The 12638-nt window shown below is 55.5% G+C and carries 12 protein-coding genes; 9 read left to right on the forward strand and 3 right to left on the reverse strand.

Translation table 11 applies throughout. The features are described 5' to 3' along the window. Positions 1-66: 66 nt before the first annotated feature. Positions 67-1176, reverse strand: coding sequence for an ABC transporter ATP-binding protein (locus CWM61_RS14340; RefSeq protein WP_100631436.1), 1110 nt, complete (start codon positions 1174-1176; stop codon positions 67-69). A 356-nt stretch (positions 1177-1532) separates the two neighbouring features. Between CWM61_RS14340 and CWM61_RS14345 the strand changes: the two genes are divergently transcribed. The 6 genes from CWM61_RS14345 to CWM61_RS14370 all read left to right on the forward strand — a co-directional run bounded on the left by CWM61_RS14345 (position 1533) and on the right by CWM61_RS14370 (position 8671). Next, positions 1533-2765 (forward strand): maltodextrin ABC transporter substrate-binding protein, encoded by a 1233-nt coding sequence (locus CWM61_RS14345; RefSeq protein WP_074386723.1) that lies wholly within the window; start codon positions 1533-1535, stop codon positions 2763-2765. Between the two features lie 62 nt (positions 2766-2827). Further along, positions 2828-4135, forward strand: coding sequence for a carbohydrate ABC transporter permease (locus CWM61_RS14350; protein ID WP_008805425.1), 1308 nt, complete (start codon positions 2828-2830; stop codon positions 4133-4135). A 10-nt stretch (positions 4136-4145) separates the two neighbouring features. Further along, positions 4146-4997, forward strand: a complete 852-nt coding sequence (locus CWM61_RS14355; protein ID WP_004204761.1) for a sugar ABC transporter permease — start codon at positions 4146-4148, stop codon at positions 4995-4997. 4 nt (positions 4998-5001) lie between these two features. Further along, entirely contained in the window at positions 5002-6204 is a 1203-nt protein-coding gene (locus CWM61_RS14360; RefSeq protein ID WP_100631437.1) for an arabinogalactan endo-beta-1,4-galactanase, read from the forward strand. A gap of 30 nt (positions 6205-6234) precedes the next feature. After that, positions 6235-8292: a beta-galactosidase gene (locus CWM61_RS14365; protein WP_074386721.1), complete on the forward strand. Its 2058-nt coding sequence runs from the start codon at positions 6235-6237 to the stop codon at positions 8290-8292. A 64-nt stretch (positions 8293-8356) separates the two neighbouring features. Beyond that, positions 8357-8671 carry a glucose PTS transporter subunit EIIB gene (locus tag CWM61_RS14370; protein WP_012542670.1) on the forward strand — a complete coding sequence of 105 codons (315 nt, stop codon included), beginning with the start codon at positions 8357-8359 and terminating at the stop codon, positions 8669-8671. Between the two features lie 137 nt (positions 8672-8808). Here CWM61_RS14370 and CWM61_RS14375 read toward each other — a convergent pair whose 3' ends face one another. Continuing rightward, positions 8809-10080, reverse strand: a complete 1272-nt coding sequence (locus CWM61_RS14375; RefSeq protein WP_061155530.1) for a maltoporin — start codon at positions 10078-10080, stop codon at positions 8809-8811. A 270-nt stretch (positions 10081-10350) separates the two neighbouring features. On the opposite strand from CWM61_RS14375, the gene CWM61_RS14380 reads away from it, so the two are divergent. The 3 genes from CWM61_RS14380 to ykgO all read left to right on the forward strand — a co-directional run bounded on the left by CWM61_RS14380 (position 10351) and on the right by ykgO (position 11941). After that, the gene (locus tag CWM61_RS14380) at positions 10351-11421 is read left to right on the forward strand and encodes a LacI family DNA-binding transcriptional regulator (protein ID WP_008805430.1); all 1071 of its coding nucleotides are present in this window, start codon (positions 10351-10353) and stop codon (positions 11419-11421) included. Positions 11422-11537: 116 nt separating this feature from the next. Then, positions 11538-11801 (forward strand): type B 50S ribosomal protein L31, encoded by a 264-nt coding sequence (locus CWM61_RS14385; protein WP_074386720.1) that lies wholly within the window; start codon positions 11538-11540, stop codon positions 11799-11801. Beyond that, the gene (gene ykgO / locus CWM61_RS14390; RefSeq protein WP_002892018.1) at positions 11801-11941 is read left to right on the forward strand and encodes a type B 50S ribosomal protein L36; all 141 of its coding nucleotides are present in this window, start codon (positions 11801-11803) and stop codon (positions 11939-11941) included. The genes CWM61_RS14385 and ykgO overlap by 1 nt, the downstream gene beginning before the upstream one ends. Here ykgO and CWM61_RS14395 read toward each other — a convergent pair. Continuing rightward, positions 11938-12636 (reverse strand): GNAT family N-acetyltransferase, encoded by a 699-nt coding sequence (locus tag CWM61_RS14395; protein WP_074386719.1) that lies wholly within the window; start codon positions 12634-12636, stop codon positions 11938-11940. The genes ykgO and CWM61_RS14395 overlap by 4 nt on opposite strands. Positions 12637-12638 lie beyond the last annotated feature (2 nt).

Below are 12638 nucleotides of genomic sequence, written 5' to 3' on the forward strand. Positions count from 1 at the left end.
GCCGGGCAGGGTGTGTTCCGGCATTCAGTCGCAGCATACGCTGCGCAGATGACAGCAATATGTTAGCTAGTGCGCATCCGGAGCCGGGATATCGGCGCTGATACGCAGGTCGTTCTCATCAAATACCATGCAGAAGCGCTCATCGAAGGCCAGATTTATTTTCTGCCACGGGCGGAAATGGACGTCGCCTGGCAGCAGGACCTTGACGTTATCGTGGCCGTAACACTGGCCGAACAGATAGGTATTGTTACCCAGACGCTCCACCACTTCACATTGAAACTCCACCACGGTACCGGTAGTGACGTCGGGCGTGAGATGCTCTGGCCGGATCCCCAGCGTCACCGCGGCGCCGGGCTTCAGCGGCTGGGTAGCGATATTGAGGGCCAACTGATGGTCCTGCGCGAGGGTGACCGTTAAGCGTTCCGGCTGCCAGTCGCTGACGATGGCCGGCAAAAAGTTCATCTTCGGCGAGCCGATAAAGCCGGCGACGAATTTGTTGACCGGATTGTAATACAGCGCCATCGGCGAACCCATTTGTTCGACCTTCCCGTAGTTCATGACCACGATTTTATCGGCCAGCGTCATCGCCTCTACCTGATCGTGCGTGACATACACCATGGTGGTCTTCAGCTCCTGGTGCAGACGGGCAATATGCAGGCGCATATCGACGCGCAGCTCCGCATCGAGGTTAGAGAGCGGCTCATCGAACATAAACACCCGGGGATTCCGTACGATCGCGCGGCCAATAGCTACGCGCTGCCGCTGGCCGCCGGAGAGCTGCTTCGGTTTACGATCCAGCAGGTGCGAGAGCTGCAGCGTTTTGGCTACCATTTCCACCTGGCGGCGGATCTCCACTTTCGGTACTTTGTTAACCTTCAGCCCGTAGCCCATGTTCTCTGCCACCGTCATGTGCGGATAGAGCGCATAGGACTGGAAGACCATCGCCACGCCGCGGCGGGCGGGCACCACATCATTCATGACCTCATCGCCGATCAGCACTTCACCCTCGCTGACCTCTTCCAGACCGGCAATCATGCGCAGCAGCGTCGATTTTCCACAGCCGGAAGGACCGACGAAAACGGCAAACTCGCCATCTTCAATATCGAGATTGACCTGGTGCAGCGTCACCGTGCTGCCGAACCTTTTGGTGACATTCCTCAGTCGTATATTGGACATCCACATTCCCCGAAGTGAGTAGCTGTTGTTTGCCGTTGCTTTGTCGCTGTGTGTAGCATGAATTGTATTACGTGTAACAAATCAGCGTGGCGATGTTCAACAGCAGTAAAATCATGCCCTGACTATAACTTCCGCAGTTTTAGCGCCATACAGCGGCGTTTCATTTCTGCAAGGATGATCACACAACTGGCAACTTATGGTAGTTTTGTCAGCAATCTACGGGTAGCGTATAACAAAAGAGAGCTGGAACCTTTTTCTCATATAACTCGGCAGTTTGAAGTGATTTATTTTTCTGACTGGCAGAGATAAGTCCAATAAAAACCATTAAATTGTTATACCTTCACATGAGGTTGATAATGAAAAAGAACACGCTTGCTGCACTGATCCTTACCACCCTGGCGGCGGGGCAACTCACCAGCCTGCAGGCGCACGCCGCCGGGCAGCTCAACGTCTGGGAAGACATTAAAAAATCCGCCGGCATCAAAACCGCGGTTAGCGATTTTGAAAAGCAGTACAACGTGAAGGTTAATCTCCAGGAGATGCCTTATGCCCAGCAGCTGGAAAAACTGCGCCTCGACGGCCCGGCGGGCATTGGGCCGGACGTGCTGGTGATCCCGAATGACCAGCTCGGCGGCGCCGTGGTTCAGGGACTTCTCTCGCCGCTCAGCGTCGATCAGGCGAAACAGGATGCCTTTACGCCAGCCTCCATCAATGCCTTCCGCATGGATAACGCGTTGTACGGGATCCCGAAGGCGGTGGAAACCCTGGTGCTTATCTACAACAAAGACCTGATCGACAAGCCGCTGGACAGCCTGCAGGCCTGGCTGGATTACTCGAAAACCCAGCGCGAGCAGAACAAATACGGCCTGCTCGCCAAGTTTGACCAGATCTATTACAGCTGGGGGGCGATTGGCCCGATGGGCGGTTATATCTTTGCTAAAAACGACAGCGGCGGCTTTAACCCGCAGCAGGTGGGTCTCAATACCCCTGGCGCCGTGGAAGCCGTCACCTTCCTGAAAAAATTCTATGCCGAGAAGGTCTTTCCGGCGGGGATCCTCGGCGATAACGGGCTGAATGCCATCGACTCGCTGTTTACCGAGAAAAAAGCGGCGGCGGTGATCAACGGCCCCTGGGCCTTCCAGCCGTATGAAGCCGCTGGCATTAACTATGGCGTGGCGCCGCTGCCGACCCTGCCGGACGGCAAGCCGATGAGCTCCTTCCTGGGCGTCAAAGGCTATGTGGTATCGACCTGGAGTAAAGACAAAGCGCTGGCGCAACAGTTTATCGAGTTCATCAACCAGCCGCAGTATGTGAAAGACCGCTATGTCGCCACCGGCGAAATTCCGCCGCTGAAGGCGATGATTGACGATCCGGTGATTAAAAACGACCAAAAGGCCAGCGCCGTTGCCATCCAGTCGGCGCGGGCGGTGGCGATGCCGGGCATTCCGGAGATGGGGGAAGTGTGGGGGCCGGCCAACGCCGCGCTTGAACTGAGCCTCACCGGTAAGCAGGCGCCGCAGGCCGCACTCGATAATGCGGTGAAACAGATCACGATGCAGATCGAAGCAATGCAGGCCAGCAATCAGTAATTCACCGTTACGTGAAGTCACCGAGCGGGAGGGGGACCTCCCGTTTGTAGAAGGAGTTGAGTGTGAGCATCCATTCCAGCGAAAATTTTAGCGACGCGCGCGGGCCCGGGCGCCATGCGTGGTGCGGCCTGCTGCTGGCAATCGTGCCGGGTTTCGGTCAGTTTTATCATCGCCAGTGGCTGAAAGGGCTGGTCTTCCTGGTGCTGCTGAGCAGCTTTCTGGGCATTTTTTATGATTTCCTGCGCGAGGGGCTGTGGGGGTTATATACCTTGGGCGAAGAGGTGCCCCGGGATAACTCTATCTTCTTGCTAGCGGAGGGGATTATCAGCGTGCTGATTGTCGCCTTCGGCGTGCTGATCTATTTTCTCTCGCTGCGGGATGCGTGGCTGAACGGCAAAAAACGCGATGAGGGGATCGCCCTGAACAGCGTGCGTAAGCAGTACCAGATGCTGCTGAGCGACGGATTTCCGTATCTGATGATCACCCCGGGCTTTATTCTGCTGGTGTTTGTGGTGATCTTTCCGATTCTGTTCGGTTTCGCCATCGCCTTTACCAACTACAACCTGTACCACACGCCGCCGGCGAAGCTGGTGGACTGGGTGGGCCTGAAAAACTTCGTCAATATTTTCACCCTCTCCATTTGGCGCTCCACATTCCTGGATGTGCTGCAGTGGACCGTGGTGTGGACGCTGCTGGCGACCACCCTGCAGTGTACGGTGGGCGTGCTGCTGGCGATTCTGGTGAACCAAAAAGATCTGCGCTTTAAGCCGCTGATCCGCACCATCTTTATTTTGCCGTGGGCGGTGCCGGGGTTTGTCACCATCCTCGTCTTTGCCGGGATGTTTAACGATTCATTCGGGGTCATCAACAACGCGATCCTGTCGTTCTTCGGCATCAGCCCGAAGGCATGGTTGACCGATCCGTTCTGGACTAAAACGGCGCTGATCATGATGCAGACCTGGCTTGGCTTCCCGTTTGTCTTTGCCATGACCACCGGCGTGCTGCAGGCGATCCCGGACGATCTGTATGAAGCGGCGACGATGGACGGCGCCAGCGCCTTTACTCGTCTGCGCACCATCACCCTGCCGCTGGTGCTGTACGCGATCGCGCCGATCATTATCACCCAGTACACCTTCAACTTTAATAACTTCAACATCATTTATCTGTTTAACAACGGCGGTCCTGCGGTGGCGGGCTCCAACGCCGGTGGGACGGATATTCTGGTGTCGTGGATCTATAAGCTGACGATGTCCTCGTCGCAGTACGCCATCGCGGCGACCATCACGATCCTGCTGTCGATCTTCGTCGTCGGCCTGGCGCTGTGGCAGTTCCGCGCCACCAAATCCTTCAAAAATGACGATATGGCGTAAGGGAAGCAACATGGCTCAATCACCCAGTATTAAACGCGAAAAGTGGATCCGACTCTCTCTTACCTGGCTGGTGGTTATTCTGGTCTCGGTGGTGATTATCTATCCGCTGGTCTGGACGGTCGGGGCGTCGCTGAACGCCGGCAATAGCCTGCTCAGTACCTCGATCATTCCGGAAAACCTGTCGTTCCAGCACTATGCCGATCTGTTCAATGGCAATGTGAATTACCTCACCTGGTACTGGAACTCGATGAAAATCAGCTTCCTGACCATGGTGCTGACCCTGATTAGCGTCAGCTTTACCGCTTACGCCTTCTCCCGCTTCCGCTTTAAAGGGCGGCAGAACGGGCTGATGCTGTTCCTGCTGCTGCAGATGATCCCGCAGTTTTCCGCGCTGATTGCGATCTTTGTGCTGTCGCAACTGCTGGGCTTGATTAACAGCCATCTGGCGCTGGTGCTGATCTACGTCGGGGGGATGATCCCGATGAATACCTGGCTGATGAAGGGGTATCTCGACGCGATCCCCAAAGATCTGGATGAGTCCGCCCGCATGGATGGCGCCAGCAGCTTTCGCATCTTTATCGAGATCATCATGCCGTTGTCGAGGCCTATCCTCGCGGTGGTGGCGCTATTCTCTTTCACCGGTCCGCTGGGGGATTTCATTCTCTCCAGCACCATCCTGCGTACCCCGGATAAATACACGCTGCCTATTGGTCTGTATAACCTGGTGGCACAAAAAATGGGTGCCAGCTACACCACCTACGCGGCGGGGGCGGTGCTGATTGCCGTACCGGTGGCGATCCTCTACCTGGCGTTACAAAAATACTTTGTCTCCGGCCTGACCTCGGGCAGTACTAAAGGATAAGCACATGAAAAGATTCACACCCGCATGGCTTGCGGTTTGTCTGGCATGCAGTTTCTCCACCCCTTCTCTGGCCGCGGACGCGCTTGAAACCCGCGCGTTTCAGGGCATGCCGGCGGACTTTATCAAAGGCGCGGATATCTCCACGCTGCTGGATGCCGAAAAGCACGGGGCGACGTTCTACGACCAGAATAATCAGCGCAAGGATCCGATCTCGATTCTGAAAGAGAACGGCGTCAACTATGTTCGCCTCCGTCTGTGGGTGGATCCGAAATCGGCAAGCGGCGAGGGCTATGGCGGCGGAAATAACGACCTGGCCACCACCCTGGCCCTCGCGAAACGGGCGAAAGCCCAGGGGATGAAGCTGCTGCTCGATTTTCATTACAGCGATTTCTGGACCGATCCCGGCAAGCAGTTCAAACCGAAAGCCTGGGAAAAGATGGATTATCCGCAGCTGAAAATGGCGATTCATGACTATACCCGCGATACCATTGCCCGCTTTAAGCAGGCGGGCGTCCTGCCGGATATGGTGCAGATCGGCAACGAAATCAACGGCGGCATCCTGTGGCCGGAAGGGAAAAGCTGGGGGCAGGGCGGCGGAGAATTCGACCGGCTGGCCGGGTTGCTGAACGCGGCTATTGATGGCCTGAAGGAGAACCTGCACAACGGCGAGCAGGTGAAAATCATGCTGCATCTGGCCGAAGGGACCAAGAACGATACCTTCCGCTGGTGGTTTGATGAGATTGACAAGCGCCATGTACCGTATGACGTGATTGGTCTGTCGATGTACACCTACTGGAATGGCCCGATCAGCGCCCTGAAGGCTAACATGGATGACATCAGCAAACGCTATAACAAAGACGTCATCGTCGTCGAGGCGGCCTATGCCTATACCCTGGCCAACTGCGACAACGCGGAAAATAGTTTCCAGGCGAAAGAGGAAAAGGACGGGGGGTATCCCGCCACCGTGCAGGGGCAATATCATTATATTCACGATCTGATGCAGGCCGTCATAGATGTTCCCAACCAGCGCGGCAAAGGTATTTTTTACTGGGAGCCCACGTGGATTGCCGTACCGGGAAATACCTGGGCCACCCCAGCGGGGATGAAATATATCCATGACGAGTGGAAAGAAGGCAATGCACGTGAAAATCAGGCGCTATTTGATTGCCAGGGAAAAGTATTGCCGTCGGTAAAAGTTTTTAATTAATTTTTTGTCGTCTTTTTCAGGAAGTTTATTATGAATAAATTTGCACCTTTACATCCGAAGGTTAGTACGCTGCTGCATGGCGCGGATTATAATCCGGAGCAATGGGAGAGTGACCCCGATATTATTGATAAAGACATTGCCATGATGCAGCAGGCAAAATGCAATGTGATGTCGGTGGGAATATTTAGCTGGGCGAAACTGGAGCCACGCGAAGGGGTATTTGATTTCGCTTGGCTGGATACTATCCTCGATAAACTGTATGCCGCCGGCATTCATGTTTTTCTGGCCACACCGAGCGGCGCGCGTCCGGCGTGGATGTCTCAGCGCTATCCGCAGGTTCTGCGGGTGGGGCGCGATCGGGTGCCGGCCCTGCACGGCGGCCGTCACAACCACTGTATGTCGTCACCGGTCTATCGCGAGAAGACCTTGAAAATCAATACCCTGCTGGCGGAGCGTTATTCCGCGCACCCGGCGGTGCTGGGCTGGCATATTTCCAACGAATATGGCGGTGAATGCCATTGCGATCTCTGCCAGAACCGTTTTCGCGACTGGCTGAAGGCGCGTTACCAGACCCTGGAGAACCTCAACCAGGCCTGGTGGAGCACCTTCTGGAGTCATACCTATACCGACTGGTCGCAGATTGAATCGCCTGCGCCACAGGGCGAGGTGTCAATCCACGGTCTCAATCTTGACTGGCATCGCTTTAACACCGCTCAGGTGACCGACTTCTGCCGCCATGAAATTGCCCCGCTGAAGGCGGCGAACGCCTCCCTGCCGGTGACCACCAACTTTATGGAGTATTTCTACGATTACGACTACTGGCAGCTGGCAGAGGCGCTGGACTTTATCTCGTGGGACAGCTATCCGATGTGGCACCGCGATAAAGACGAAACCGCACTGGCCTGCTACACCGCGATGTATCACGACATGATGCGCAGTCTGAAGGGCGGCAAACCGTTTGTGCTGATGGAGTCCACACCGGGCGCCACCAACTGGCAGCCGACCAGCAAACTGAAGAAGCCGGGAATGCATATTCTCTCCTCGCTGCAGGCGGTGGCGCATGGCGCCGACTCGGTGCAGTATTTCCAGTGGCGGAAAAGTCGCGGTTCGGTTGAGAAATTTCACGGCGCGGTGATTGACCACGTCGGGCACATCGATACCCGCATTGGCCGTGAAGTCAGCCAGCTCGGTGAGATACTGAGCAAGCTGCCGGAGGTCCGGGGCTGTCGCACCGAGGCGAAAGTAGCGATTATCTTCGACCAACAAAACCGCTGGGCGCTTGATGACGCCCAGGGGCCGCGCAATCTGGGTATGGAGTATGAGAAGACGGTCAACGAACACTACCGTCCGTTCTGGGAACAGGGCATTGCCGTCGATGTGATTGACGCTGATGTCGATTTAACGCCATACCGGTTAGTGATTGCCCCGATGTTATATATGGTGCGCGACGGCTTTGCCGCGCGGGCAGAGGCGTTTGTCGCCAGCGGCGGCCACCTGGTGACCACCTACTGGACCGGCATCGTCAATGAGTCCGATCTCTGCTATCTCGGCGGCTTCCCGGGCCCGCTGCGCAATCTGCTGGGGATCTGGGCGGAAGAGATCGACTGTCTGAATGACGGCGAGTTTAATCTGGTGCAGGGGCTTGCCGGGAATCAGTGCGGTCTGCAGGGTCCCTATCAGGTGCGCCATCTCTGTGAACTAATCCATACCGAGAGCGCTCAGACGCTGGCCACCTACCGGGATGATTTCTATGCCGGACGGCCGGCGGTGACGGTGAACGATTTCGGGAACGGTAAAGCCTGGCATGTCGCCTCCCGCAACGATTTAGCCTTCCAGCGCGACTTCTTTGCCGCCCTGAGCAGGGAGCTGGCTCTGCCGCGGGCGATAGCGGCGGATTTACCACCCGGCGTGGTGGCTACCGCGCGCACCGACGGTGAGAGCACGTTTGTCTTCCTGCAGAACTACAGCGCGCAAAGTCATACCCTGACTCTACCGCCTGGGTATCGGGATTGCCTGACCGACGCGGCGATGTCGGACCCGCTGACCCTGACAGCATGGGATTGCCGTATTCTTCGTCGTCACGCCTAATCCTTTTTTCTCCACGCCTGCTCTGCTGAGCAGGCTTTTTTTTATCTTAAACCTGGAGTTTATGATGGTGAGTTTAAAATCTTTCCTGCACTATTTCTCCCCTGCGCGTCCGGCACAGCCATTAAGCGAGGCGGAAAAACAGCAAATCGAGGCGCTTATTCAGGCCTTTGGTGGCGAAGCGAATATTACGCAAGTGGATGCCTGTATTACTCGTCTGCGGGTGACGGTTCGTCATCTTGCGGCCGTGGATACTGACGCATTACAGCAGCAGGGAGCGCTGGGCGTCATTATTCTCGGTCAGCAGGTTCATGCTATTTTCGGTAAGCAGTCCGATGCGCTGCGTCAATTGCTGGATGAGCATTTTGCCACCCGGAAATAAATAAAACGGGATAACCTGAAAACAGGTTATCCCGAAAATAAGACAAAGATAGCAGTGGCAATAATGATTACCGGAGGGGTAATTAACGACCTTACAGTTGGAGATAAAAATAATGTACTTGTCTTACCGGCGTGATATTACCACCAGGCCTCAACCTGCACACCGAAATTCCAGGTATTATTTGCCGTCTGGTCTTCAAACGGTTTACCATCTTCGGAATCATTCAGGTATGAAGCAAAAATGCGTAATTCCGGGCGTGACATAAAGTCCGGCCCGTCCGCGAGGCCCAGCGCAATGGTATATTTCTCACCGGCCTGTTTGTAGCTGGTGCCATTGTTATAGCTGTCTTTCTGGTAGAAACCGCCGACTTCGCCAATCAGGCGGACGTAGTCGGTGAACTGATACTGCCCGCGGGCAACCAGCGACAGCATCCGCGTTTTGTCGGTGTAGTCGGTAATGTCATCCGCCGAGCCCCAGGTCAGGACGTGGTTGATGGAGAACTTTTCGGTAATCGGGATCAGGCCGGTGTTAATCACGCGATAGCCGGTGGCATCGTTCACGTAGTTCCACATATCGTACCAGCCGCCGCCCTGGGAGACCATGTTCTGCGCCAGCCCTTTGTTGGCATACTGCAGCACGGTTTTGTTATAGCCGCCCAGCATATCCTGACTGATTTCACCGGTCAGCATCACGCCATTATCGGCATCGTACAGCCCGCCGTAGCTGTCCTGTTTTTTGGTGGTGTTCGGCATGGCATAGTCGATGCCGAATTCGGTCCACGAACCCGACCACGGCTTCCAGCCTGCGTAGCGTAAATCGATATAGTTAATATTGACGTTGCTGTCGCCATCGACGCGATAGTCGACGTCGTTGGCATCGCCGCGGATCCAGGCCAGCGAGACGGCGCCCGGGCCAAGGGTGTAGTTTTCCACCCCGGCTCCTGAGCCGGAAATATTCCAGTATTTAGTATCGATGATGTGCAGATCGTGACGCTGATAGTAACGTTTTCCGCCCCAGATCACCGCATTCGGATCGCCCGGGATCAGCCCTTTGATCTGCAGGTTCAGCTGACGTAAGCCGAACTGCGCATCATCATTCAGCGTGGTTTCATTATCGTTAGAGCCGTCGGACACCATGCTGACCATGCTGTCGAGATAGAAGCTGACGTCATCTTTCTTGTAGACCTCGGAGCCCAGCTCTAACTCACCATAGGTATCCGATTCGTTACCCAAACGGCCCAGCTTGTTCTTTTGCCATTCCGCTTCGCTACCGTCGCCGGAGACCCCAACCCCGGCGCGCATATAGCCATGGAAATCGATAGTCGGGATCGCGGCGGTAGCCGCAAGCGCGGAAGGGGCGATTAGCGCAGCGGCTAACGCGGCGGAAAGGGCGCGCAGTGTCGTATTCATCTCTATCCTCTTATTGTTTTGTATTACGTTCACATAACTGATGTCATAAAATGCCTAAATGTAACTTCAGGCAAATGAGATATGATTATTGTGTGATTAAGTGCAAATAATCATGCTAGTTTTTGTTGTGATGGGTGAGGTAATTCACAATTAACTGTATTGTGAACGTAATACTTTTTTGGGTATGATTTTGCGATGAAAGGTGGCGGTGAGCGTTTTTTCAAATGGCCCCTGTTACAATCATGGGATAACAACATAAGGAACCGGACCATGAAGTCTAAAAGCGCTACTCTGGAAGACGTCGCACGCCATGCGGGCGTCTCTTACCAGACCGTGTCCAGGGTACTCAACAAATCTGCCAATGTATCCGAAGCGACGCGCCGCAAGGTGGAGAAATCGATAGAGGCCTTACGTTATGTGCCAAACCGGCTGGCGCAGCAGCTGGTAGGGAAGGAGAGCCAGACGGTTGGGCTGGTGACTATTTCGCTGGCCTGGCATGCGCCTTCCCAGGTGGCGGCGGCGGTAAAACGCTATGCCAATCTGGAAGGTTACCAGGTCCTGATTTCGATGATCGATGAGAGCGTCAACCAAAGTATTCAGGATTCCATCAATGAGCTGAAGTCTCAGCGGGTGGATAAAGTCATTATCAACGTGCCGCTGGAGACCGAGCAGGCGCAGAAAATCGCCGCTGACAACGATGATATCGTCTGCCTTTTTCTCGATGTCGATCCTTATAGTTCCGTGTTTAACGTTTCGTTTAACCCGGCAGATGGCACCCGGGCCAGCGTCAAATATCTTTATGAGATGGGGCATCGGGAGATCGCGCTGCTGGCGGGGCCGGACAGCTCTGTATCGGCCAAACTCCGGCTGAAAAGCTGGCTGGAGACCCTGGAGGGCTATGGCCTGAAGCCGGTGACCGTCCTGCACGGCAACTGGGATGCGCAAAGCGGCTATGCCGGTGCGCTGCAGATGCTGCGCGAAACGCCCAATTTCAGCGCCGTGCTGGTGGGGAATGACCAGATGGCGCTGGGGGTGCTCAGCGCCTTCCATCAGCACCAGGTGGCGGTGCCGGGGGAGAAGTCCGTTATTGGCTATGACGATACCTACGAAAGCTCCTTTTTCTATCCGGCGCTGAGTACGGTGTCGCTGGACCTCGATCTGCAGGGGAAAGAGGCGGTGCGGCGGATCCTCGCCAGCACCAGCGGTGCGCCACATACTTCCTCCATCCTGCCGGCGCGTCTGGTGATACGCCATTCCAGCGGCGCCAGAACCGAGCAAGGCAAAGATCTGCAGGCCATCGCGGAACAGCTGCGCGCTATCGCCCATCGTCTGGCCCCCTGAAGCCAAAGGCGGGGAAACTCGCCTTAGGCCCATTACCCTTTATTTGAACATGGTTGATCTTTGTCGTGGAACGGCGTAATTTAAATGTTATGTTATAACATAATTGCGAGGTCATCATGAAAGCCCATATCCATCCCCCCTATCGCACGGTGGTGTTTCACGACACCAGCGTTAATGAGTATTTTAAAGTCGGTTCAACCATCCGCACCGATCGCGTGATTGAACTCGACGGCGAAACTTTTCCCTATGTAACGATCGAGGTCTCCTCGAAATCGCATCCGTACTACACCGGCAAACAAAAAACCTTCGCCAGCGAGGGCAGTGCGGCCCGGTTCCGTCAGCGCTTCGGCGGCTTTATTGATGCGAAAAGGAAGGCATGATGCAAGTCGTTAACTCATTACGCAGCGCCAAGCAGCGCCACCCGGATTGTCAGCTGGTCAAGCGCAAAGGGCGGCTGTACGTTATCTGTAAGAGCAACCCCCGCTTTAAAGCGGTGCAGGGGCGCAAAAAACGTCGTTAACGGAAACTCTCCAGGGTGCGGCGCTGCTGGCCGTCGGCGGTAAAATTGTCGTCGGCCAGCCATTGCCGCATGGCGTTATCCAGCTGCGGCCATTCGCCGTCTATCACCGAAAACCAGTCCGTATCCCGGTTATGTCCTTTGCTCACCAGCGCCTGGCGAAAACGTCCTTCGTACTGAAAACCCAGCCGTCTTGCCGCCCGGCCCGACGGCGTATTGAGACTATTACATTTCCATTCATAGCGACGATAGCCGAGCGTATCAAACACATACTGCATCAACAGCCAGTGCGCTTCGGTGGCCATAGCCGTTCGGCTCAGCAACGGTGAAAAATGCACATGTCCCACCTCTACCACACCGTGGGTGGCGTCGATGCGCATTAACGCCAGCGAGCCAACCGCTTTCCCTTGCCGCTGGTCAACGACGGCAAAATGGATCGGGTCTGCCAGCGTGGCGACCTGCTCCACCCAAGCACTGAATTCTGCAAGGTTGCTCTCAGGCTCCCGCAGCAGCCACGTCCAGCTCCGGGCGTCTGGCGCCAGCTGGTGAGCAGCAAACAGATCGCTGGCATGAGCAAGAGTCAGCGGTTCGAGCCGGCAGCGGCTGCCCTGTAATACCTGCCGTGCTGGCCATGGACGCGGTTGCCAGTCAGGCAACGCGGCGCCGAGCTTCTGTCCAAACTGATTGTATTCACACATTG

The organism is Klebsiella sp. K-Nf6, from assembly GCF_002806655.1.
GTDB lineage: Bacteria > Pseudomonadota > Gammaproteobacteria > Enterobacterales > Enterobacteriaceae > Klebsiella > Klebsiella variicola.

Coding starts and splice junctions, on each gene's coding strand:
- CWM61_RS14340 (WP_100631436.1), bottom strand. CDS start 1,176: ATGTCCAATATACGACTGAGGAATGTCACCAAAAGGTTCGGCAGCACG.
- CWM61_RS14345 (WP_074386723.1), top strand. CDS start 1,533: ATGAAAAAGAACACGCTTGCTGCACTGATCCTTACCACCCTGGCGGCG.
- CWM61_RS14355 (WP_004204761.1), top strand. CDS start 4,146: ATGGCTCAATCACCCAGTATTAAACGCGAAAAGTGGATCCGACTCTCT.
- CWM61_RS14360 (WP_100631437.1), top strand. CDS start 5,002: ATGAAAAGATTCACACCCGCATGGCTTGCGGTTTGTCTGGCATGCAGT.
- CWM61_RS14365 (WP_074386721.1), top strand. CDS start 6,235: ATGAATAAATTTGCACCTTTACATCCGAAGGTTAGTACGCTGCTGCAT.
- CWM61_RS14370 (WP_012542670.1), top strand. CDS start 8,357: ATGGTGAGTTTAAAATCTTTCCTGCACTATTTCTCCCCTGCGCGTCCG.
- CWM61_RS14375 (WP_061155530.1), bottom strand. CDS start 10,080: ATGAATACGACACTGCGCGCCCTTTCCGCCGCGTTAGCCGCTGCGCTA.
- CWM61_RS14380 (WP_008805430.1), top strand. CDS start 10,351: ATGAAGTCTAAAAGCGCTACTCTGGAAGACGTCGCACGCCATGCGGGC.
- CWM61_RS14385 (WP_074386720.1), top strand. CDS start 11,538: ATGAAAGCCCATATCCATCCCCCCTATCGCACGGTGGTGTTTCACGAC.
- ykgO (WP_002892018.1), top strand. CDS start 11,801: ATGCAAGTCGTTAACTCATTACGCAGCGCCAAGCAGCGCCACCCGGAT.
- CWM61_RS14395 (WP_074386719.1), bottom strand. CDS start 12,636: ATGTGTGAATACAATCAGTTTGGACAGAAGCTCGGCGCCGCGTTGCCT.